This window comes from Streptomyces alboflavus (genome assembly GCF_000716675.1).
In the GTDB taxonomy this organism is placed as follows: domain Bacteria; phylum Actinomycetota; class Actinomycetes; order Streptomycetales; family Streptomycetaceae; genus Streptomyces; species Streptomyces alboflavus.
In genome coordinates this window covers 16,990-39,432 of record NZ_JNXT01000070.1, presented here as the reverse complement: position 1 = coordinate 39,432, position 22,443 = coordinate 16,990, and the positions used below count along the sequence as shown (strand labels likewise).

18 protein-coding genes and 3 pseudogenes are annotated in these 22,443 nt (G+C 69.8%); 10 read left to right on the top strand and 11 right to left on the bottom strand.

All coding sequences use genetic code 11. The features are described from left to right. Positions 1-312: 312 nt before the first annotated feature. Both OO63_RS35880 and dapA read right to left on the bottom strand, forming a co-directional pair. A complete protein-coding gene (locus OO63_RS35880) occupies positions 313-1,998 on the bottom strand; it encodes a ribonuclease J (RefSeq protein WP_030363224.1) in 1,686 nt (561 codons plus the stop codon). Positions 1,999-2,128: 130 nt separating this feature from the next. Further along, positions 2,129-3,028 carry a 4-hydroxy-tetrahydrodipicolinate synthase gene (gene dapA, locus OO63_RS35875; RefSeq protein WP_030363223.1) on the bottom strand — a complete coding sequence of 300 codons (900 nt, stop codon included), beginning with the start codon at positions 3,026-3,028 and terminating at the stop codon, positions 2,129-2,131. 450 nt (positions 3,029-3,478) lie between these two features. Here dapA and OO63_RS35870 point away from each other — a divergent pair, with 450 nt between their 5' ends. Next, the gene (locus tag OO63_RS35870) at positions 3,479-3,718 is read left to right on the top strand and encodes a hypothetical protein (protein ID WP_030363222.1); all 240 of its coding nucleotides are present in this window, start codon (positions 3,479-3,481) and stop codon (positions 3,716-3,718) included. Positions 3,719-3,891: 173 nt separating this feature from the next. Continuing rightward, positions 3,892-4,452: a PH domain-containing protein gene (locus tag OO63_RS35865; protein ID WP_030363221.1), complete on the top strand. Its 561-nt coding sequence runs from the start codon at positions 3,892-3,894 to the stop codon at positions 4,450-4,452. Positions 4,453-4,485: 33 nt separating this feature from the next. Here the strand turns inward: OO63_RS35865 and OO63_RS35860 are convergent, their stop codons facing one another. The 7 genes from OO63_RS35860 to eccD form a co-directional block, all read right to left on the bottom strand. Beyond that, positions 4,486-4,938, bottom strand: a complete 453-nt coding sequence (locus tag OO63_RS35860) for a tetratricopeptide repeat protein (RefSeq protein WP_030363220.1) — start codon at positions 4,936-4,938, stop codon at positions 4,486-4,488. A gap of 5 nt (positions 4,939-4,943) precedes the next feature. After that, entirely contained in the window at positions 4,944-5,696 is a 753-nt protein-coding gene (dapB, locus tag OO63_RS35855; RefSeq protein ID WP_030363219.1) for a 4-hydroxy-tetrahydrodipicolinate reductase, read from the bottom strand. An 85-nt stretch (positions 5,697-5,781) separates the two neighbouring features. Then, entirely contained in the window at positions 5,782-7,161 is a 1,380-nt protein-coding gene (locus OO63_RS35850) for a M16 family metallopeptidase (protein WP_030363218.1), read from the bottom strand. Then, positions 7,158-9,383, bottom strand: coding sequence for a polyribonucleotide nucleotidyltransferase (locus OO63_RS35845; protein ID WP_030363217.1), 2,226 nt, complete (start codon positions 9,381-9,383; stop codon positions 7,158-7,160). The genes OO63_RS35850 and OO63_RS35845 overlap by 4 nt, the downstream gene beginning before the upstream one ends. Before the next feature lie 403 nt (positions 9,384-9,786). Then, positions 9,787-10,074 carry a 30S ribosomal protein S15 gene (gene rpsO / locus OO63_RS35840; protein ID WP_030363216.1) on the bottom strand — a complete coding sequence of 96 codons (288 nt, stop codon included), beginning with the start codon at positions 10,072-10,074 and terminating at the stop codon, positions 9,787-9,789. A gap of 280 nt (positions 10,075-10,354) precedes the next feature. Then, positions 10,355-11,860, bottom strand: a complete 1,506-nt coding sequence (locus OO63_RS35835) for an outer membrane protein assembly factor BamB family protein (RefSeq protein WP_063750499.1) — start codon at positions 11,858-11,860, stop codon at positions 10,355-10,357. 45 nt (positions 11,861-11,905) lie between these two features. Next, positions 11,906-13,435 (bottom strand): type VII secretion integral membrane protein EccD, encoded by a 1,530-nt coding sequence (gene eccD / locus OO63_RS35830; protein ID WP_030363214.1) that lies wholly within the window; start codon positions 13,433-13,435, stop codon positions 11,906-11,908. 371 nt (positions 13,436-13,806) lie between these two features. On the opposite strand from eccD, the gene eccCa reads away from it, so the two are divergent. The 8 genes and pseudogenes from eccCa (at position 13,807) to OO63_RS47165 (ending at position 21,525) form a co-directional block, all read left to right on the top strand. Beyond that, complete coding sequence (eccCa, locus tag OO63_RS35825; protein WP_030363213.1) at positions 13,807-17,775, top strand: type VII secretion protein EccCa; 3,969 nt, start codon at positions 13,807-13,809, stop codon at positions 17,773-17,775. A 145-nt stretch (positions 17,776-17,920) separates the two neighbouring features. Then, positions 17,921-18,256, top strand: a complete 336-nt coding sequence (locus tag OO63_RS35820; protein WP_030363212.1) for a DUF397 domain-containing protein — start codon at positions 17,921-17,923, stop codon at positions 18,254-18,256. Between the two features lie 559 nt (positions 18,257-18,815). After that, positions 18,816-19,250: a hypothetical protein gene (locus OO63_RS47635; RefSeq protein ID WP_051811503.1), complete on the top strand. Its 435-nt coding sequence runs from the start codon at positions 18,816-18,818 to the stop codon at positions 19,248-19,250. Next, the gene (locus tag OO63_RS35805) at positions 19,222-19,530 is read left to right on the top strand and encodes a hypothetical protein (RefSeq protein WP_030363210.1); all 309 of its coding nucleotides are present in this window, start codon (positions 19,222-19,224) and stop codon (positions 19,528-19,530) included. Before OO63_RS47635 ends, OO63_RS35805 begins: the two co-directional genes overlap by 29 nt. Then, a pseudogene (locus tag OO63_RS35800) lies at positions 19,478-20,289 on the top strand (putative T7SS-secreted protein). The gene OO63_RS35805 and the pseudogene OO63_RS35800 overlap by 53 nt, the downstream one beginning before the upstream one ends. Continuing rightward, positions 20,232-20,806, top strand: a pseudogene (locus OO63_RS47860) (RHS repeat-associated core domain-containing protein); the annotation flags it as partial. The pseudogenes OO63_RS35800 and OO63_RS47860, both read left to right, overlap by 58 nt. 165 nt (positions 20,807-20,971) lie before the next feature. Then, positions 20,972-21,100 (top strand): annotated as a pseudogene (locus OO63_RS47170) (polymorphic toxin type 30 domain-containing protein); the annotation flags it as partial. 53 nt (positions 21,101-21,153) lie between these two features. Further along, positions 21,154-21,525: a hypothetical protein gene (locus tag OO63_RS47165; RefSeq protein ID WP_234311451.1), complete on the top strand. Its 372-nt coding sequence runs from the start codon at positions 21,154-21,156 to the stop codon at positions 21,523-21,525. 195 nt (positions 21,526-21,720) lie between these two features. On the opposite strand, the gene OO63_RS35785 is transcribed toward OO63_RS47165, so the two are convergent. Together OO63_RS35785 and OO63_RS35780 are read right to left on the bottom strand one after the other, a co-directional pair. Next, complete coding sequence (locus OO63_RS35785; protein ID WP_030363206.1) at positions 21,721-22,023, bottom strand: WXG100 family type VII secretion target; 303 nt, start codon at positions 22,021-22,023, stop codon at positions 21,721-21,723. 60 nt (positions 22,024-22,083) lie between these two features. Then, positions 22,084-22,422, bottom strand: coding sequence for a WXG100 family type VII secretion target (locus tag OO63_RS35780; RefSeq protein WP_030363205.1), 339 nt, complete (start codon positions 22,420-22,422; stop codon positions 22,084-22,086). Positions 22,423-22,443 lie beyond the last annotated feature (21 nt).

Here is a 22,443-nt window from a genome sequence, read left to right as displayed (position 1 = left end):
TCCGGGCGCTTCCCTTCGGTGTTTCTTTTGTTCTTGCGTTTCCGACTCTATCAGATCTTTCCGGCTTCCCGTTCCGATCCGATTTCCTCGGTGCTTTCCAGGTCTTCGCTTTCGCGTTTCCCTTTCCGGCGGCTCCGACTTTATCAGAGATTCTGAGTCGGAATTTCCGCCCCGTCCGAGTCGGCCTCCGGCACGACTGTGCGCGGCGCTTCCCCGTCTGGCGGAGCCGTAAACGTACTGGAGCGGGGCGCCCCGATGCAAATCGAGGCGCCCCGCTCCAGGAGGCCGGTGGTCAGACCGGTCGGGCGACCGTCAGACCTCGACGACGACCGGCAGGATCATCGGGCGGCGGCGGTAGTTGTCCGACACCCACTTGCCCAGCGTGCGGCGGATGAGCTGCTGCAGCTGGTGGGGTTCGACGACGCCGTCCTGGGCCGACTTCTCGAGGACTTCCTGGACCTTCGGGATGACGGCGTTGAACGCCGAGTCCTCGATGCCGGAGCCCCGGGCCTGGACGTGCGGACCGCCGGTGATCTTCCCGGTGGAGGAGTCCACCACCACGAAGACCGAGATGATGCCCTCGTCCCCGAGGATCTTGCGGTCCTTCAGGGCGGGCTCGCCCACATCACCGACGGAGAGACCGTCGACGTACACGTACCCCGCCTGGACCTTGCCGACGATCTTGGCCTTGCCCGCGACGAGGTCGACCACGACGCCGTCCTCGGCGATGACGATGCGGTCGTGCGGGACGCCGGTGAGGGCGCCGAGCTCGGCGTTGGCGCGCAGGTGGCGCCATTCGCCGTGGACCGGCATCAGGTTCTTCGGCTTGCAGATGTTGTAGAAGTACAGCAGCTCGCCGGCCGAGGCGTGGCCCGAGACGTGCACCTTGGCGTTGCCCTTGTGGACGACGTTGGCGCCCCAGCGGGTCAGGCCGTTGATGACGCGGTAGACCGCGTTCTCGTTGCCCGGGATGAGCGACGACGCCAGGATCACCGTGTCGCCCGAGACGATGCGGATCTGGTGGTCCCGGTTGGCCATGCGGGAGAGCGCGGCCATCGGCTCGCCCTGGGAGCCCGTGCAGACCAGGACGACCTCGTGGTCCGGCAGGTCGTCGAGGGTCTTGACGTCGACGACCAGGCCCGGCGGGACCTTCAGATAGCCGAGGTCACGGGCGATGCCCATGTTCCTGACCATGGAGCGGCCGACGAAGGCGACCCGGCGGCCGTACTCGTGCGCCGCGTCGAGGATCTGCTGGATGCGGTGCACATGGCTGGCGAAGCTGGCCACGATGATCCGCTTGCGGGCGCCCGCGAAGACCTGGCGGAGCACGTTCGAGATGTCGCGCTCCGGCGGGACGAAGCCCGGGACCTCGGCGTTCGTCGAGTCGGAGAGGAGGAGGTCGATGCCCTCCTCACTCAGGCGCGCGAAGGCGTGCAGGTCGGTCAGGCGACGGTCCAGCGGGAGCTGGTCCATCTTGAAGTCGCCGGTGTGCACGACCATGCCCGCGGGCGTGCGGATGGCGACCGCGAGCGCGTCCGGGATGGAGTGGTTGACCGCGACGAACTCGCAGTCGAAGGGACCGACGCGCTCGCGGTGGCCCTCGGCGACCTCGAGCGTGTAGGGCCGGATGCGGTGCTCCTGGAGCTTCGCCTCGATCAGGGCGAGGGTCAGCTTGGAGCCGATCAGCGGGATGTCCGGCTTCTCGCGCAGGAGATAGGGGACACCGCCGATGTGGTCCTCGTGGCCGTGCGTGAGGACGATGCCCTCGATGTCGTCGAGGCGGTCCCGGATGGACGTGAAGTCCGGCAGGATCAGGTCGATTCCGGGCTGCTCCTCCTCGGGGAAGAGCACTCCGCAGTCGACGATCAGGAGACGCCCGTCGTACTCGAAGACGGTCATGTTGCGGCCGATCTCGCCGAGGCCGCCCAGCGGGGTGACCCGCAGGCCGCCCTTCGGGAGCTTCGGCGGGGCGCCGAGTTCAGGATGCGGATGACTCAAAAGACTCTCCTCAACCACACACGCCACGTACCTCCGGGGCACGTGGCGCGCATGACGTTCGTGCAGTAGCAGTTGTGTGGGTGCAGGCATGTGGCCTGCGGTGTTGCCTATTCAGTTGTGAAGTCTGTGGTTAAAGCTGTACCCCACCGGCGGCAAGATCGATCTTGAGCTGGGCCGTCTCCTCGGGTGAGAGCTCGACCAGCGGCAGGCGCAGCGGTCCGCCGGGGCGGCCCTGCAGGGCGAGCGCCGCCTTGGTGGTGATCACACCCTGCGTACGGAACATGCCCGTGAAGACCGGGAGCAGCTTCTGGTGGATCTCGGTGGCCTTCTGGACGTCCCCGCTGGTGTGGGCGTCGATCATGGCGCGCAGCTCCGGCGTGACGACATGGCTGACGACGGAGACGAAGCCGCAGGCGCCGACCGAGAGCAGCGGCAGGTTGAGCATGTCGTCGCCGGAGTACCAGGCGAGGCCGGAGCGGGCGATGGCCCAGCTGGCGCGGCCGAGGTCGCCCTTGGCGTCCTTGTTGGCGACGATACGCGGGTGCTCGGCGAGGCGCACGATCGTTTCGGTGTTGATCGGTACGCCGCTGCGGCCCGGGATGTCGTAGAGCATCACCGGCAGCTCGGTGGCGTCGGCGATCGCCGTGAAGTGCCGGAAGAGGCCCTCCTGCGGGGGCTTGTTGTAGTACGGCGTGACCGTGAGCAGGCCGTGTGCGCCGGCGCTCTCGGCCGCGCGGGCCAGTTCGATGCTGTGCCGGGTGTCGTTCGTGCCGACTCCGGCCACGACGTGGGCGCGGCCTCCGACGGCGTCCACCACCGCTCGTACCAGCTCTGCTTTCTCCGCGTCGCTGGTGGTCGGGGACTCGCCCGTGGTGCCGTTGACGATCAGGCCGTCGTTGCCTGCGTCCACCAGGTGGGCGGCGAGCTGGCGCGCGCCGTCGAGGTCGAGTGCGCCGTCCGCCGTGAAGGGCGTGACCATGGCGGTGAGGACCCTCCCGAAGGGGGTCTGCGGAGTGGAGGTCGGAGCCATGGGTAACACGCTACTCGCTGCTCAGCACGGGGTCGCCCCTCGGGTGACGCACAGGGCCTGACACGGGAGGAGCCCGGCACTGCCTGCTCGGGGGTTCAAGCAGTGCCGGGTCCGTTTGATCAGGCTAGATGAACTTCTAGAAATGCCGCAATACGGACACTTCGCTCGGGCCATCCGCACATACGTGCCTCAAGACGCCGTGTGTCCGCGCCTCGTGGCGCCGGCCGTCGGCTCCGTGCGCGGTCGCGCGCTCCGGTTCAGGGAGCGAAGGCGGGAGTTCTCCTTGAGGGTGCGTCTTCGGGTGGCCCGGGCTGCGTGGCAAAGAGCCGTCAGCTGCCCCGTCCGCACAATCTTCGGCGAATTTGCCGATACAGGGCACCTTTTGGGCGTTTCGAGCGTCTGTCTTGTTGACAGAGTTCAGTTCGAGTCCCGTGAGGAGACGCGCGACCCATGTTCCGTCGGCGAGAGCCCGTACCCTTCGCCTTCATCGCCGAAGCCGACAAGTTCCGCAGCAACGTCACTCCCCCGCCCCGCCAGCGTGCCACGGCCGGTCAGATAGTGGGCCGCACGCTCATCGGTCTCACCGTGGTCGCCGGTCTGGTGGGTTCCGTGCTCTTCGGCATGCCCGCGATGTCGGCCGACCAGTCGCCCGCCAAGACCCAGCAGTCCGAGGCCTCGGACGGGCGCTGACCGCACCGCCCGCCGCTGACCAGCGCTGACCAGCGGCAGCGGGAGACACCCCGCACCCCGCCGTCCGAGTGGCGCGGGAGGTACCCCCTTGGCCCCCCAAGGGTGGTAGCAGGGAGCACGGCTCGATAACCTCACCGGGCACAGCCCATGCGTGGATTGAGTGAGGATCAGCCGTGCCCCTGCCTTTCCTGACCGCGGACCGCGCTTTCGACGAGGCCGCGCACGACGCCGCGCTCCCCTTCGACGACCGCGACCGCTGGCGCCGGCCGTACCGCCCGGGGCCCTGGCGCGTGGGCGCCGCCGCCGTGCTGCTGCTGCTCGCCTCGTTCGTCCTGGTCGCCGCCGTGATCATCGCCGCCGCCGGTGCCCTTTCGGGCGCCGCGATCTGCGTGGGCGTGGCCGTCCTCATCATCGCCGCCGCCCTGCGGCTGCTGCGCATGGGCACCTGGGTGAGCGCGCAGGGGCTGCGCCGCGTGGGCTTCCTCAGCACCCAGACGGTGCCGTGGGCCCAGGTGGCGTCGGTGCGCACGGCGCAGCAGCCGGTGCGGTGGCTGGGGCTGCCGCGCACGGTGCAGGGGCAGGCCCTCGTGCTCGTACGACATGACCGGGCGGCCGGGGAGCGGCGGCTGCTCCTGACCGACCGGAACGCGGACTTCCTGGCGCGGCGCGCGGCCTTCGACCGGGCCGCCGACACGGTCGAGGTGTGGGCCGACGAGTACCGGCGGACGGCTTAGTCGCCTGCGGGCCTCCGGCCCCGCCGACCACCGCTAGGCGCTGACCGGCCTGCCCTCGCGCAGGGCGATCGCCCGCTGCATGGCCTTGCGCGCGCGAGGCGTGTCGCGGGCGTCGTGGTAGGCCACGGCGAGGCGGAACCAGCAGCGCCAGTCGTCCGGGGTGTCCTCCGTCTCGGCCTTGCGCCGGGCGAAGACCTCGTCGGCCGAGTCACGGTCGACGCGGCCGCTGGGCGTCCGTTTCAACTCGTCGACGGGCAGCCCGCCTTCGGCCTCCAGCTCGGCGGCGAGACGGTTCGCGCGCTGCACGAACCGCGTGTTCTGCCAGAGGAACCAGACGCCGATGACCGGCAGGATCAGCACCGCGACACCGAAGGTGACGGTGAGGACGGTGCCGTGCTTTATCAGGAGCACGCCGCGGCTGCCGACCAGGACGAAGTAGACGACCAGGACGGCTGCCGTGACGGCGTAGGTGATCTTTGCTCGCATGACGGTCAGCTCAGGTCCAGGAAGTGTTCCAGGCCGAAGGTCAGGCCAGGCGTGGCCACGACCCGGCGGGCGCCGAGCAGGATGCCCGGCATGAAGCTGCTGTGGTGCAGCGAGTCGTGGCGGACCGTCAGGGTCTCGCCCTCGGCGCCGAGCAGCACCTCCTGGTGGGCCAGGAGGCCGCGCAGGCGCACGGCGTGCACGGGCACACCGTCGACGTTCGCGCCCCGGGCCCCGTCGAGCGCCGTCGCCGTCGCGTCCGGCTGCGGGGCGCTGCCCGCCTGCTCACGGGCCGCGGCGATGAGCTGGGCGGTGCGCGTCGCGGTGCCGCTGGGGGCGTCGACCTTGTTCGGGTGGTGCAGCTCGACGACCTCGACCGACTCGAAGTACGGCGCGGCGATCTGCGCGAACTTCATGGTCAGGACCGCGCCGATGGAGAAGTTCGGGGCGATGAGGACGCCCGTCTCCGGGGACGCGGCCAGGGACGTCCGCAGCTGCGTGAGGCGCTCGTCGGTCCAGCCCGTCGTACCGACGACGGCGTGGATGCCGTGCCGTACGCAGAAGTCGAGGTTGCCCATCACCGAGGCCGGGGTAGTCAGCTCCACCGCGACCTGGGCGCCGGTCTCGACCAGCGTGTCCAGACGGTCACCGCGTCCGAGGGCGGCGACGAGATCCATGTCCTCAGCGGCCTCGACGGCCCGCACGGCCTCGGAGCCGATCCGGCCCTTGGCGCCGATGACCGCCACGCGCAGCTTGCTCATGTCCTTCATTCCTTACGGGAGTGACGAGACGTACGGGACGTACGTACCGGGGCCGCGCGCACCGCGCGGCCCCGCACGCACGAACCTACGCGACCGCTTCGTGCAGGCGCTCCGCCTGCTTGCCCCGGAGCGGGCCTATCGCCGACAGCGAGGGGCGCCGGCCCAGGACGTCCCTGGCCACCTCGCGCACCTCGTCAGGGGTGACGGCGGTGATCTTCGCGAGCATGTCGTCCACCGACATCTGCTCGCCCCAGCACAGCTCGCTCTTGCCGATACGGTTCATCAGCGCACCGGTGTCCTCCAGGCCGAGGACGGTGGAGCCCGCGAGCTGGCCGATGGCACGGGCGATCTCGTCGTCCGTGAGGCCGTGCTGCGCGACCTGGTCCAGCTCGTCGCGGCAGATCTTCAGGACGTCGTGCACCTGGCTGGGGCGGCAGCCCGCGTACACACCGAAGAGGCCGGTGTCGGCGAAGCCCGAGGTGTACGAGTACACGCTGTAGGCCAGGCCGCGCTTCTCGCGGACCTCCTGGAACAGGCGGGACGACATGCCGCCGCCGAGCGCCGTGTTCAGGACGCCGAGGGCCCAGCGGCGGTCGTCGGTGCGGGCGAGGCCCGGCATGCCGAGGATGACGTGGGCCTGCTCCGTCTTGCGGTCGATCAGCTCGACGCGTCCTGACGTGGTCAGGCGGCGGGAGCCGTCGCGCGGCGCGAGAGGGGTGGCGTCCGTGCGGTGCAGCGCGCCGGCCTTCTCGAAGGCGGCGCGGACCTGGCGGACGACCTTCTGGTGGTCGACGTTGCCCGCGGCCGCGACGACCAGGTGTGTCGGGTCGTAGTGCTTCTTGTAGAAGCGGCGGATGCGGTCGGCCGTCAGGGCGTTGATCGTGTCGACGGTGCCGAGGACCGGGCGGCCGAGGGGGGTGTCGCCGAGCATCGTGTGCGCGAACAGGTCGTGCACGCAGTCGCCCGGGTCGTCCTCGGTCATGGCGATCTCTTCGAGGATGACGCCGCGCTCGGCGTCGACGTCCTCCTGCTCGATGAGCGAGCCGGTCAGCATGTCGCAGACGACGTCGATGGCCAGCGGCAGGTCCGTGTCGAGCACGCGTGCGTAGTAGCACGTGTACTCCTTGGCCGTGAACGCGTTCATCTCGCCGCCGACCGCGTCGATCGCCGAGGAGATGTCCAGGGCGCTGCGCTGCCTGGTGCCCTTGAAGAGCAGGTGCTCCAGGTAGTGCGTGGCGCCGTTCAGGGACGGCGTCTCGTCCCGTGACCCGACGTGGGCCCAGATGCCGAAGGTGGCGGAGCGGACGGACGGCAGGGTCTCGGTGACGATGCGCAGACCGCCCGGGAGGGTGGTCTTGCGGACCGTGCCGATGCCGTTCGCGCCCTTGATCAGGGTTTGGGTACGGGCGACGGCCCGCCCCTCCGAGGAGGTGCGGGCCGTCGTCGTGGTGCTACGCGACGTCACTTGTCGGTGTCGTCCTTCTTGTCGGAGGCCTCGTCGCCCTCTTCGCCCTCGATGACGGGGATGAGGGAGAGCTTGCCGCGGGAGTCGATCTCGGCGATCTCGACCTGGACCTTCTGGCCCACGCCGAGGACGTCCTCGACGTTCTCCACGCGCTTGCCGCCGGCGAGCTTGCGGATCTGCGAGATGTGCAGCAGACCGTCCTTGCCCGGGAGCAGCGAGACGAACGCACCGAAGGTGGTCGTCTTCACGACCGTGCCCAGGTAGCGCTCGCCGACCTCCGGCATGGTCGGGTTGGCGATGCCGTTGATCGTGGCGCGGGCGGCCTCGGCGGCCGGGCCGTCGGCGGCACCGATGTAGATGGTGCCGTCGTCCTCGATCGTGATGTCGGCGCCGGTGTCCTCCTGGATCTGGTTGATCATCTTGCCCTTCGGGCCGATGACCTCACCGATCTTGTCCACCGGGATCTTGACGGTGATGATCCGCGGGGCGTTCGGGGACATCTCGTCCGGAACGTCGATCGCTTCCATCATCACGTCGAGGATGTGCAGGCGGGCGTCGCGGGCCTGCTTCAGGGCGGCGGCCAGGACGGAGGCCGGGATGCCGTCCAGCTTGGTGTCGAGCTGGAGGGCGGTCACGAACTCCTTGGTGCCGGCGACCTTGAAGTCCATGTCGCCGAAGGCGTCCTCCGCACCGAGGATGTCGGTGAGGGCGACGTAGTGCGTGTCGCCGTCGATCTCCTGGGAGATCAGGCCCATGGCGATACCGGCGACGGCGGCCTTCAGGGGCACACCGGCGTTCAGCAGCGACATGGTGGAGGCGCAGACCGAGCCCATGGACGTCGAGCCGTTGGAGCCGAGGGCCTCGGACACCTGGCGGATCGCGTAGGGGAACTCCTCGCGCGTCGGCAGGACCGGCACGATGGCGCGCTCGGCGAGCGCGCCGTGGCCGATCTCGCGGCGCTTCGGGGAGCCGACGCGGCCGGTCTCGCCGACGGAGTACGGCGGGAAGTTGTAGTTGTGCATGTAGCGCTTGCGGGTCACCGGGGAGAGGGTGTCCAGCTGCTGCTCCATACGGAGCATGTTGAGGGTGGTGACGCCCAGGATCTGGGTCTCGCCACGCTCGAACAGCGCCGAGCCGTGCACGCGCGGGATGGCCTCGACCTCGGCGGCGAGCGTACGGATGTCCGTGACGCCGCGGCCGTCGATGCGGACCTTGTCCTTGATGATGCGCTCGCGGACCAGCTTCTTGGTCAGCGCGCGGTAGGCACCGGAGATCTCCTTCTCGCGGCCCTCGAACTGCGGGAGCAGCTTCTCGCCGGCGATCTCCTTGACGCGGTCCAGCTCGGCCTCGCGCTCCTGCTTGCCGGCGATGGTGAGCGCCTGGGCGAGCTCGGTCTTGACCGCGGCGGTCAGGGCCTCGAGCACGTCGTCCTGGTAGTCCAGGAAGACCGGGAAGTCGCCGGTGGGCTTGGCGGCCTTGGCGGCGAGGTCCGACTGGGCCTTGCAGAGGACCTTGATGAAGGGCTTCGCGGCTTCCAGACCGGCGGCGACGACCTCTTCGGTCGGGGCCTCGGCGCCGTCCTTCACCAGCTGGATGGTCTTCTCGGTGGCCTCGGCCTCGACCATCATGATCGCGACGTCGCCGTCCTCGAGGACGCGACCGGCGACGACCATGTCGAAGACGGCGTCCTCGAGCTCGGTGTGCGTCGGGAAGGCGACCCACTGGCCCTTGATCAGGGCGACACGCGTGCCGCCGATCGGGCCCGAGAAGGGCAGGCCGGCCAGCTGCGTGGAGCAGGAGGCGGCGTTGATCGCGACCACGTCGTACAGGTGGTCGGGGTTGAGCGCCATGATCGTCTCGACGATCTGGATCTCGTTGCGCAGGCCCTTCTTGAAGGAAGGACGCAGCGGGCGGTCGATCAGGCGGCAGGTCAGGACCGCGTCCTCGGAGGGGCGGCCCTCGCGGCGGAAGAAGGAGCCGGGGATCTTGCCGGCGGCGTACTGCCGCTCCTCGACGTCCACCGTGAGGGGGAAGAAGTCGAGCTGGTCCTTGGGCTTCTTGGAGGCGGTGGTGGCCGACAGCACCATGGTGTCGTCGTCCAGGTACGCCACGGCGGAGCCGGCGGCCTGCTTGGCGAGGCGGCCCGTCTCGAAGCGGATGGTGCGGGTGCCGAAGGTGCCGTTGTCGATGACGGCCTCGGCGTAGTGGGTCTCGTTCTCCACTAGCGGTTCTCCTACTTTTCGTCTTCGCTCCCGGACCCGTGTGGTCCGGGAGTTCCCCCGCCCGTATGGCCGGGGAGGTCCACCGCGGGCCCGTGTGGCCGTGCGGTGGGAGGGAGGAGCGCGCCGTGGGTGCGGGCCGGTCTTCGATCGAAGCACCCGGGGTTCGTTCTCTTGCGTATCCCGGGGGCCACTACCGAGGACCGGCGGCGGCTGGGTGCGCCTCTCCTATGGATTTGTCCTGCCGGGCGCTCCTGGCGGATGCGTCCCGTCCGGGCCCGTGCCCGGCGTCCGTACTGTGCCGGACGTCACCAGACTACAAACGGGCGGTGACATCGCGCACGTACAGCAAAGGGAGCGGCCCCCTTCGAGTGCTTCGAGTGGGAACCGCTCCCTTCACGGCGTCTTACTTGGCGCCCGCCGCACCGCGGCGGATGCCGAGCCGGTCAACCAGGGCACGGAAGCGCTGGATGTCCTTCTTGGCCAGGTACTGCAGCAGACGGCGGCGCTGGCCGACGAGGATCAGCAGACCACGACGGGAGTGGTGGTCGTGCTTGTGCGTCTTCAGGTGCTCGGTCAGGTCCGAGATGCGGCGGGAGAGCAGCGCGACCTGGACCTCGGGGGAGCCGGTGTCGCCCTCCTTCTGGCCGAACTCGGTCATGATCTGCTTCTTCGTTGCGGCGTCGAGCGACACGCGTACTCCTTGTGATGTCTTCGTTTCGCCTTCGAGTGCCCCTGGTCTTCGTCTCAGGGGAGCTTTCGGAACTCTGAAGGCTGGGTCCACCTTGGAGGGTGGGGTTCACCTCGGGGAGGTGGGTCGCCTTGGGAGGCGGGTCCGCTGAGCGCGGGCCTCTGGCCGGAGGGCCGGGGGCGTGCGCAGACATGCGGGCGTTACACAGAGTACCAGGGTGGACAGGTAGCCCTGGCGGCGGGCGATGAAGTCTATTGCCATGGCCATGACGTGACCTCTGCTGTCACGAGGGCTCTACGCCGAGTGCGCCGTAGGCGATCCCTTTCCATTCTCCGCTCAGCCTCGGGCTGAGCTCTCGAGGAGCAAGGTAGACGCGGCCGCTCTCGACGATGATGTCGGTTCGCTCTGGTGCTTTCAGCTGAGGGATGGCAGGCACGCTGAAAATGAGGAACGGGGTCTCCTTGCCCGTCCGGGGATCCAGGCTGACGACAGCAGCCGTGTCGGCCCAGAGGCGTCCGGGCCGGAACGCCAGCAGCTTGTTGCCGCTCATGCGCACCGGGTAGATCACACCGGTGTCCCGTGGATCGAACTTCCTGACGGTCCGCCCCGTCGCCAGGTCGAACGACACGATCCAGTTGCCGTCCAGCGTGTCCTTCGTCGCCATGAACAACTGGTCCCGGCCGACCACGATGGAGTCGCACGTCTCTACTTTGTCCACGTTGTCGATGAACTGGCTGCAATCATCGAAGTAGCGCTTCTCCGGCAGATCGATGGTGCTCCGGTGCTCGCCTTTGCCGTCGAGAACGATCAGCTTGGTCGGAACGATGTCACCGGCGGCCACGGCGAGCACTGCCGGCCGCGACGACACGAGGTACACGCCCTTGACCCCGCGTGCGACCTGGTACGTCCAGGTCGGTTTGCCCGACCGTGGGTCCACGGACTCCACGCGGTAGGTCGGAGCGCTGGGATCCCCGCACATCACCAGGGCGAGCAGGGCACGTCCGCCCGCGAAGCCGACGTCCTGGCAATTCTTGGCCCCCGTGTTCTTCCAGAGCCGCTCGCCTCGGTGCATGTCGTACGCGACGGAGCCCCGTCCCCATGCCACGGTGACGGTTCCTCGGGTCATGGTCACGTTCGTGTTCGGTGCGAAGGCGTCCTTGGCGTCCGGCAGCTTCACCTGCCATAGCTTCTTTCCGGTGTTCAGGTCGACGAAGGCCAGTCGACCGCACACGTACGGATCGATCTTTCTGCTGGAGCCCTTGCGCCTGGACTGTCCCTCTCCTTTGGACTGGCGCTTCCGTTCCTGGTAGAGCACGGCGGTACGGCCGTCGACAGTGACGTGACGTGTGGTGTCGCAGATAGGGCCGCCCAGGCGGATCGACCACTCCTTGCCGGAGTTGCCGAGCTTGAAGCCCTTCAGCCTGGGCCCCACGGCTTTCACGAACGCCTTGTCCGTGGCCCAGGCACCGGGCGCACGCACCGTTTCCTGTCCAAAGTCCTTCTTCAGATCCTCCTCCAGGTACTCGACGTCCTGGCGACCTTGCACGGACCGAGGGGTTCTCTCGACGGTGTCCCGAATGCCGTCCGGCGCCTGGCGAGCGACCGTCGGGCGCTTCGGCTGTTCCTTCTCTTCGTCGGCTCCGGCCCACAGCATCCAGCCGCCCGTGCACAGGACGATGGCCAAGAAGGCCGCGAGGCCGGCCAGCGCCTTCATCCGCCGCTGCCTGCGCGCACTGTCCGCGACCCGCGCGGACTCGGTGAACTCTGAAGGGGGCGGGCCGAAGCTCACGCTGGCAGTGCCTTTCCGGGAGGGAGTGGTCGTTCGGCGCCCGCGTCAGCTGGTCAGCGCGCGTGCGGAGGCGTACACGTCGAAGACCGCGAGTGTCAGGGGTACGAGTGTCAGGAGGACGAAGACCTCCGCGATCTCCAGGAAGCGGCCCCAGAAGGGGGTCACGCCGCTGCGGGAGGTGATCAGGCCGACGGCGGTGCACAGGACGGCGGCGGCCGCGATGGCGGCGACCAGCCAGATGGTGCGCAGGTCGAGCGCGGCGGTGTCGCCGTTCAGGGCGTCGCGCATCAGGCTGTCCGAGGGGTTGAGGCAGAGGCCGACGCCGAGCAGGACCAGGCAGGCCAGGCCCGCGGCGAGGGTGGCGGCGACCTGGGCCGTGTAGCGGAAGAGCTGGGCGCGCATCAGCATCGCGACGCCCGTGGCCAGGGCCAGGAGCTGTCCCCAGCCGTCGTCCGAGAAGCCGAGGACGGCCGCCGCGCCCACGGAGACCAGGGCGCAGCCGCCGACGAGGCCGATGAGCAGTTCGTGGCCGCGGCGGGCCTGGGCGGCGATGCGGTCGGCGTCGACGGGGTCCTGGGGGGCGCGGTCGGCGTCGGGGTCGAGGTCGGCGCCGTACGTGGGGCGCGCGGCGTGCGGCGACGCGAAGCCGATGGGGAGGCGGGCGAACCGCATGGCGAGGCCCGGCAGGAAGGCGAGGGCCCCCACCGCAAGCGGGGCGCACAGCGCGGCGGTCTCCACGGCCTCCATGCGCCAGACGGTCGCCGCGAACACCGTGAACAGGCCGATCGCGGACGCGCAGACGAACGCCACGAACGGCCCGTCCCCGCGCGGCGAAACCAGCGTCAGGACCACCGCCGCGACGAGCACGACCGCGCAGGCCAGCAGGAACTGGAGCCTGCCGATGCCGTCACCGTCGGTGAGGGGCAGCAGTCCGGAGCCCGCCACCGCCAGGTTCGGCAGCGCACCGAGGCCGAGCGCGACGGCGGCGGCCCGGTCGTCGTACACCCGGGCCCGCACGCAGGCGAAGGTGAGCAGCAGCACGCCCGCGACCGCGGCGAGGACGCCGGGGAAGCTGTGCATGTCGTGGCGGGGCTCGGCGGTCCAGGTCACGAAGGCCAGCAGGAGCGGCAGGACGGCGCCGCCGATCAGGCCCGCGGCGCGCGTGAGGTCGCCGTTCCACAGGGTGCGGTCGCTCGTCACGGCGGAGGCGACGGCGTCGGACACGTCGTCGTAGACGGCCGGCGGCAGCGATGCCGCGAAGGGGCGCAGGGTCAGCAGCTCGCCGTCGAGGATGCGCTGGGCCGCGAAGGAGCGGGCGCCGTCCAGGACGGCGCCGTCCCTGCGGACGAGGTGGTAGCCCACGGGGGCGCCTTCGGCCGGGCTCTGCCGGGCGAGGCGCAGGACCTCCGGGTAGATGTCGGCGACCGGGATGTCGTCGGGCAGCGCCACGTCGATCCGGCTGTCGGGCGCGACGATGGTGACGCGGCAGAAGCCGAGTCCGGCGCCGGTTCCGGTCGTGGCCACGTGGCCGGGCCGGCCGCTGGTGGTGGCCGTCGCGGAGGCCGTGGTGCTCACCTGCTGTTCCCCCTCAGTGCTGGTGATTGCTCTGTGCTGGTGGTACGTGGATCCGCGGTGGGCAGTACGCCACGCCGACCTCGCCGACTGTGCCCCATCGCGCGCCGCGTCACGGCGCAAATCGGCTCACCTGGCTGGTTCTTGAGCCCGTACGTCTCCCCCGTAGCTCCCTCTAGCACGAAATGCCGTGATTCTTCGGGCAGTAGCCCCGGCCGCACTTCGGCTTGATTCGCGTGTGTTCACACACACGACCGGCACCCTATCGCCCCTCGCGAGGGCCGTTGTCAGTAGGATCGGGCGCTGGTCCCCGTCCGCCCGAACAGGGGGGCGGCGGCCGGAAAACCCAGGCCTGGCAAGGGGATTGGTGCGTAGTGAGCCACATCATCGTGAGGCGCCCGCCTCGGGTTCTTCCGTCCGAGGTGCCCACCGCGGAGATCGTCCTGCAACCTCCGCCTGAGCTGCCGCGCGGTCAGCAGGAAGGCGCGATGATGCAGCTCCTGCCGATGCTGGGCATGGGCGGCTCCGTGGTGTTCTTCTTCATGCCGAATTCGCATCCGTTTATGAAGATCATGGGCATGGTGATGGTCACCGCGACGCTGGCGATGACCATCGCGATGGTGGTCCGGCACCGCCGCGGCACCCAGGGCCAGCTGGCGGACCTGCGGCGCGACTACCTCCGGTACCTGAAGCAGACCCGCCGCTCCGCCCTGAACACGGCGAAGGCGCAGCGCGACGCCCAGTACTACCTCCACCCCTCCCCCGAGCAGCTGTGGGCCCTGGTCGCCGAGGGCAGCCGGGTGTGGGAGCGGCGCACGGGCGACGCGGACTTCGGGCAGGTGCGCCTCGGCCTCGGCTCGCAGGCCCTCGCCGCTCCGCTCGTCGCCCCCGAGACCGCGCCGGTGGACGAGCTCGAACCGCTGACCGCGGGCGCGATGCAGCGTTTCCTCGCCACGCACGGCACCGTGGAGTCGCTGCCGATGGCGGTGTCCCTGCGCGCCTTCTACCACGTGACGGTGAGCGGCGAGCCGGACGCGGTGCGCGCCGCCGCCCGCGCGCTGACCGCCTCGCTGGCCTCCCTGCACGCCCCCGACGACGTGCTCGTCGCCGTCGCCGCGGGCCCCGACGCGGCACCGCACTGGGAGTGGACCAAGTGGCTCCCGCACTGCCAGGCGCCCGGCGCCGCCGACGGGGCGGGCAGCCGCCGCCTCATCACCGGCGACCCCGTGGAGCTTGAGGCGATGCTGTCCGCCCGGCTCCAGGGCCGCCCCCGCTTCCACCCCGGCGGGACCCCGCTGCCGGAGGAGCCGCACATCGTCGTCGTGCTCGACGGCCTGTCCCTGGACCCGACGTCCGTCCTCGCGTCCGCCGAGGGACTGCAGGGCGTCACCATCGTGGAGGTCGTGCCGGGCGAGCTCGGCAGCGGGCGCGGCGGGCTCTCCGTCGTCGTACAGCCGCAGTCGCTGCGCCTGGAGTCGGGGCACGGCCTCGTCTACGACGGGACGCCCGACCTCCTGTCGTACGAGGCCGCCGAGGCGCTCGCCCGGCAGCTCGCGCCGCTGCGGATGGCGTCGGGCGGTGACGACGGCCAGCCGCTGCTCGCCAACCTGGAGTTCACCGAGCTGCTCGGGCTCGGCGACGCCGACTCGGTGGACACGAGCCGGACCTGGCGCCCGCGCGCGCGGGCGGAGCGGCTGCGCGTGCCGATCGGCGTCGGCGAGGACGGCAGGCCCGTGATGCTGGACCTCAAGGAGGCGGCGCAGGAGGGCATGGGGCCGCACGGCCTGTGCGTGGGAGCCACCGGTTCCGGCAAGTCGGAGCTGCTGCGCACCCTGGTCCTCGGCCTGGCCGTCACGCACTCCTCCGAGAGCCTGAACTTCGTGCTCGCCGACTTCAAGGGCGGCGCGACCTTCGCGGGCATGGCGCAGCTGCCGCACGTCGCCGCCGTGATCACCAACCTCGCGGACGATCTGACGCTGGTCGACCGCATGGGCGACTCCATCCGCGGCGAACTCAACCGCCGCCAGGAACTCCTGCGCGACGCGGGCAACTACGCGAACATCCACGACTACGAGAAGGCACGCGCCGCCGGAGCCGCGCTCCAGCCCATCCCGTCCCTCGTCCTCGTCATCGACGAGTTCAGCGAACTGCTCACCGCGAAGCCCGACTTCATCGACATGTTCGTGCAGATCGGCCGCATCGGCCGGTCCCTCGGCGTGCATCTGCTGCTCGCCTCGCAGCGCCTGGAGGAGGGCCGCCTGCGCGGCCTGGAGACCTACCTCTCGTACCGCGTGGGTCTGCGCACGTTCTCCGCCGCCGAGTCCCGGGCCGCCCTCGGCGTGCCGGACGCCTACCAGCTGCCGAACGTGCCCGGTTCGGGCTATCTGAAGTTCGGCACGGACGAGATGGTGCGCTTCAAGGCGGCGTACGTCTCCGGGGTGTACCGCACGGGATCGGCGCAGGCCGCCGCGCTCGGCGGGCCCCTGCCGGTGGACCGGCGGCCCGTGCTGTTCACGGCCGCCGAGGTGCCGGTGCGGTACGCGGCCACTCCCCCGCGGGGCCCGCGGCCCGCCCCGGACGCGGACGACGCGCTCGCCGACACCGTCCTCGACGTCATCGTGCGCCGCCTGGAGGCGCAGGGCCCGGCCGCGCACCAGGTGTGGCTGCCGCCGCTCGACAGCCCGCCGTCGCTGGACTCGCTGCTTCCGGGGCTCACCGCCGTGCCCGGACGGGGTCTCACCCAGCCCGGCTACGAGGGGGCGGGCCGCCTCGTCGTACCGCTCGGCCTGGTCGACAAGCCGTACGAGCAGCGCCGCGATCCGCTCTGGTGCGACTTCTCGGGCGCGGCGGGCCACATGCAGGTTCTGGGCGGGCCGCAGTCGGGCAAGTCGACGCTCCTGCGCTCGCTGATCGCGTCGTTCGCGCTCACCCACACCCCGCGGGAAGTGCAGTTCTACTGCCTGGACTTCGGCGGTGGCGGCCTCTCGGCGGTCGCCGGGCTTCCGCACGTGGGCGGGGTCGCGTCGCGGCTCGACCCGGAGCGGGTGCGGCGGACGCTCGCCGAGGCCTTCTCCGTCATGACGCGCCGCGAGGAGTACTTCAGGTCGACCGGCATCGCCTCCATCGCCGACTTCCGGGCGCGCCGGGCCCGCGGCGACATCTCCGTCACGGACCAGCCGTGGGGCGACGTCTTCCTCGTCATCGACGGCTGGGGCAACTTCCGTACGGACTACGAGGGCCTGGAGCCCGCCGTCCTCGACATCGCCGCGCGCGGCCTCGGCTACGGCATCCACCTGATCCTCACCGCGTCCCGGTCGATGGAGGTCCGGGCGAACCTCAAGGACCACCTGATGAACCGCCTGGAACTCCGCCTCGGCGACACCATGGACTCCGAGCTCGACCGCAAGGTCGCCGCGAACGTCCCCGCCGGTGTGCCCGGCCGGGGCCAGACCCCGCAGAAGCAGCACTTCATGGCGGCCGTCCCGCGCGTCGACGGGCTCTCGTCCGACACCGACCTCGCCGAGGCCACGGCCGCGCTCACCGCCGAGGTCTCCCGGCACTGGACGGACCCGGCCGCGCCCGCCGTACGGCTGCTGCCGCGCGAGCTGCCCGCAGCCCAGCTTCCGCCAGGGAACCTCTTCCCCGACCGAGGCGTGTCCTTCGCCCTCGACGAGGACAACCTCGAACCGGTCTTCGTGGACTTCGAGCAGGACCCCTTCCTCCTCGTCCTCGGCGAGAGCGAGTCCGGCAAGTCCAACCTGCTGCGCCTGCTCATCCGGCGGCTCACCGAGCGTTACAGCGGCGACGTCTGCAAGCTCTTCGTCGTCGACAACCGCCGCTCCCTCCTCGACGTCACCCCGGCCTCCCACCTGGCCGAGTACATCCCCATGTCCAACGCCATGGACCACCACGTCAACGCCCTGGTCGACCTCATGCGGCGCCGCGCCCCCGCCGACGACGTCACCCACCAGCAGCTCCGCGACCGCAGCTGGTGGCAGGGCCCGACGGTGTACGTCGTCGTCGACGACTACGACCTGGTGTCCACGTCCAGCGGCAACCCGCTCGGCCCTCTCACCGAGCTCCTCCCCTTCGCCCGCGACGTGGGCGTCCGCTTCATCCTGGCCCGCTCCACGGCGGGCGCGGGGCGCGCCTCGTACGAGCCCTTCCTCCAGCGCATGAAGGAACTCGGCGCCCAGGGCGTCCTGTTCGCCGGCGACCCGTCCGAGGGCGACCTGCTCGGCGGGGTGCGGCCGCGGCCGATGCCCGCGGGGCGGGGGATCTTCGTCTCGCGGAAGCGGGGGAGGCCGTTGGTGCAGACGGGGTTGGTGGAGGAGGGCCGGTGAGGTGCCGGGGCGAACGGGCCGGGCCTGCCGGATCGTTGCTTGCTGTGTGCCCCGGCACACACGCGGTGACAAGTACGCTGAGCGCGACGTTCGTCCGTTCGTCGTCACGTCGGGAAGTCGGGAACTCGGGAAGGGGTCGCTTCACATGGCCGAGGCACAGGAGCAGTCAGCGGGCGGGGCGCGGGGCAAGGAGTCGGCGGAGGAGGTCAAGGCGCGCAAGGAGCGGGAGAAGAACGAGCTCTACGCCCTCGACATCTCCGGCGTCGAATGGCACAGCGCCCCCGGCACGGAGACCCACGAGGAGCGCGTCGAGATCGCCTACCTCCCCGAGGGCGCCGTGGCCATGCGCTCCTCCCTCGACCCCGAGACCGTCCTGCGCTACACGGAGGCGGAGTGGCAGGCGTTCGTCCTGGGGGCGCGCGACGGGGAGTTCGACCTGGAGCCCGCGCCGCACAACGGTGGGGTGACGGCGGCGGAGTAGCGGGGCTCACGGGCGCGGAAGGGGTGGGTGAGGGCCGCTCATGACGGTGGATGAGGGCGGGGGCGTCGGGGACGGGGACGGGGACGGCATATCCCGGGCGGCGGGCCGCCGCCACGACGCCGACCGGCGCCGACGCCGACGCCGAAGCGGTCCGAATACGCCGCGCACGCCGCGAGTTCGCCGCTCTCCTCGGTGAATTCCGGCGCACGCCCGTCCTCTTGCCCCTCGGCTAGCACGACGCGTACCCGCTGACCGCGGACTTCAACGGGGTCCGCTGGATCTACGCCTTCTCCGACGAGGCGGCCCTGGCCAGGTTCGCGCTGCTGCGCGGCGAGTCGGACCGCCCTTGGGACCACCAACGCCTGCCGGGCGCCCGCCTCCTGGACGGGGGCGTTCCGGCGCTCGGGGTGCCGGGCGGCGTGGCGCTGGACGTGGGCAGCGAGGGACACGAGGCACTGTTCCCGCCTGTCGCAAGGATCGTCCCCGACGCGGTGGCCGTGGACGCGGTGGCCGTGGACAACGCCACGAATGACATCTCCACTGCCGGGGGGACACGGGCGTGAGCGGCGACGCGAAGGATCTCCGGGTCGGCGGTCTGGATCTGATCGCCCAGGGGATCACCCTGGCGCTGGACGAGCTCAGGGAACTCGGCATGACGGGCAGGGCGGGGGCCGGTCGCGGCTTCGAGGAGCTGGCCCTGGGAGACCTGGAGCTGGGGCACGGGGAGCTGGTGGCCGGGCTCAAGTCCTTCTGCGAACGCTGGGAAGGGGGCGTGCGGTCCCTGGTCAACGAGGGGAACAGCTTCGCCCGCCCCCAGAACCTGACCGGCCAGAGCGACGAGGAGTACGAGGCGACGCTCGACGACGCCTTCGGCCCCTCCGCCGAGGAGCGGGCCGAGACGTCGCGGCAGTTCGTCCCGCAGCAACCCGAGGGAGGCGCGGACGGGTCTCAGCAGGGCGGACACCGTGCCCCGCGAGGCGGAGACACCGGCTGATGGGCTCCTCGACGACATCGGCGACGGCTGGAACTCGGCCAAGGACGCCGCCAAGGACGGCCTCGACTCCGGCCTGGAGAAGGCGGAGGACGGCTGGGAGTCGGCGAGGAAGCCCGCCGGTGAAGGCATCGAGTGGGGCACCGGCAAGGCCGCCGAGGCCTCGACCGCATCGGCGCGGACGGCACCGCCGACCGGTCGAGGACTGGGGCAGGTCCGCGGCCTCCAACCTGAGTGCGAACGTCAACGAGGGGCAGCTCGGCGAGACCGACCAGGCCAATGAACTGATTCACGGCAACCCGGGGAAGATCCGCGCGAGCGCCCGGCACCTCGCGGACTTCCACACGGCCTTCGACAAGGTCGGCACGGGGATGCGCAGCCTCGACTCCGCCCACTGGAAGGGCGAGGCCGCGGCACCTTCCGCGAGAAGTTCGCCGTGCACCCCGGCAAGTGGCTGCACGCCGCGGACGCCTGCGAACAGGCCGCCCGCGCCCTCGACGGCCACGCGGACACGGTCAAGTGGGCGCAGGGCCAGGCCCAGGACGCCGTCGACCTCTACAAGAAGGGCAAGAGCGCGTCCGACACGGCGGTCGAGGCGTACAACGAGCGCGTCATGGCGTACAACGCGGCCGTCGCGCTGGACAAGGATCCGGGGCCTCGGCCGGACCCCTTCAAGGATCCCGGCAAGGCCGACATGGAGCGCGCCCAGGAGATGCTCGCCGAGGCGCGTAGGCAGCGCGACGAGGCGGGCCGTCTGGCCGCGAGCGTACTCAAGGCGGCGGTGCGGCACGCGCCGGCGGAGCCGCCTGCGCTCGACCGGCTGAAGTCGAACGCGTCCGACGCCTTCAAGGCGACGAACACGGAGCTCACCCATGTCGCGGGCGGGGTGATCAAGGGTGGTGCAGGACTGGTCAACTTCGCGCGCGGCCTCAACCCGATGGATCCGTACGACATCACGCATCCCGCGGAGTTCACTTCGCGTGGGACGGGACGACGCTGTGCGAGCAGACGACGGTGGGGGGTGGGTTACCGGATCCGGTGACGGTGACCTGGGATCACATGGGGTTACGTCCTGTCGCGCAGACGGAGCGGATCGGGGTGGGGGGCACGGGCACCCGTGCGGGGGGTGTGGCCGAGGCGGTGGGCCTGCTCGGCCCGCAGCACACGGCCGACGCGGTGCACCTGCCCGGCCCGAAGCACGCGGCCGAGGCCCCTCAGCCCGACATCGACTCCCGCTTCTTCGCCATCGTCACCGACCTGGTGGGCACGCCGAGCGAACTCGTGGACGAGGAGGGGGAGATCGCTTGGCGGTTGCGGAGCACATTGTGGGGGGGGCTACGGCTTGGGCGGCGGGGAGTTCGGCGTATACGCCGCTGCGGTTTTCGGGGCAGTATTTTGATCCGGAGACGGGGCTGCATTACAACTACTTTCGGCATTATGCCCCGGAGAGCGCCCACTGTCCCTCCCCCGACCCTCCAGGCCTCACTCCCGCACCCAATCCGACTGCTTACGTCCATAACCCACATTCCTGGGTCGACCCTCTCGGCCTGGGGCCGTGCCCTCCACGCGTCAAGGACAGCGGCTGGGATTTACGAGGCCGCAGCCCTCTCAACATAATTCCCAACGATGCCCAGATGCGCGTTCTCATACCGGACCCCAACGGAGGTGCACAGAACGGCATCGAGTGAAAGTGGAAAGACTCCGAGACGGGCAATACGGTTCGCCTGAGAGTCCACGACAAGGATGGCAATGCTACGGCCGGGTCAAATGCAGCCAACGGCGACGTCCTTCGAATTTCCATCGGCGGAAAGCATCAGGACGAGCCGGGAACCCTATACCATCGAAATACCCATAACCCAAATAGCCCGCACGACAATCCGGATGCCGCCAACGCAACCCCTATCCCATGGCCAATCCCATTCCGACTTCCGTACCAGCCCAGGAAAGTGAAGCCCCAGTGCACGCCAGTCAATTCATGGAGTTGCTTCGACAGCTCGCCGATACGGATCCGCGTGAGCGCGAACGCGGCGCCGATCGAGCTACTGATTGGATCAGTTCATACGCTCCGAGCGAGGCCACCGTTCTCGCAACCATCCTTTCCGTCAGCGCGGCCTGCGAACAGAACGAAGTCGCCCTGGAGGCTCAACTCCACGCAATTATTGAACTCACATCGAGCGGTCATGTCCAAGTGCAACATCTCGCCCACTTGAACGAAATCGACTGCAGCCAACTCCCGGTCGAACTTCGGGAGTACATTGGGGATCTCCTGGAGGGGTGAACCTGTGCGAGCTTCATTCCCCTGGGCCAGGCAGCACACCCCGCACACACGCGCAGCCGTAGATTCCAGCAAATTGCGGTGCGCATCGACAGTGGTCGGCACCTCCACCGAACATCACAACGGGGTGGGCATCTCCCGCGCATGCCCACCCCGCGTTCAGTACTGTTCAGCGTTCCGCGTTCAGTTTGCCGCGACTCACTGGAAGTAGCTGGCGCCCTTCAGGTCGCCACCCCGGTAGTCACCGCCGGCCTGGCCGACCTTCTGGCCGATCTGCATGAGAGCCGTGTGGATCGCCGACGCGTGCTTGTCCCACTCCCGCTGCTTCAGGACGTACGCCTCGTGGGCCTCGCCCTCCCATCCTGCGGCAACCTTCGCCACAGCGCGCTTGATGTCGGCGAGATCGCCTTCCAAACGCGTCGCCTCAGTACCGAGCATGGTGGTGATGGCGTCGAGGCCACCGTACTTGACTGACATCTCATCGAAGCTGGCACCTGCCATGTCTGCCCCATCTCCTCGTGGTTGCGGCCGGACCATGATCTGGCCCGGGAACGGGTGAACTCAGTAGCTGCTGATGGCGGAGTGCTTGCCTCCGTAGTCCACGTCGATGCTGTTCATGGTCGCGCGGATGTCGTCCTCGAGCCGGTCCACGTCCGTGCGGTTCTTCGAGATGCCGTCCAGGAAGTCCACCAGGATGCGACCGATCGCCTGCATGTGCTGGTTGATCTCAACCTGCTTCTTGTCGAAGGCATGCGCACCAATACCGCGCCAGTTGCCCTCCATCGAGTCCAGAATCCCTTGCAGTCTCTTGAGACTTCCCTGGACGGAGTCGTACTTCGCGACGATCTCGTCCTGAAGGAACTTGACTTCGCCGTCATTCAGCTTCCGGCCGTCGGCCATGAGCGGGTCCTCCTCGCTTTG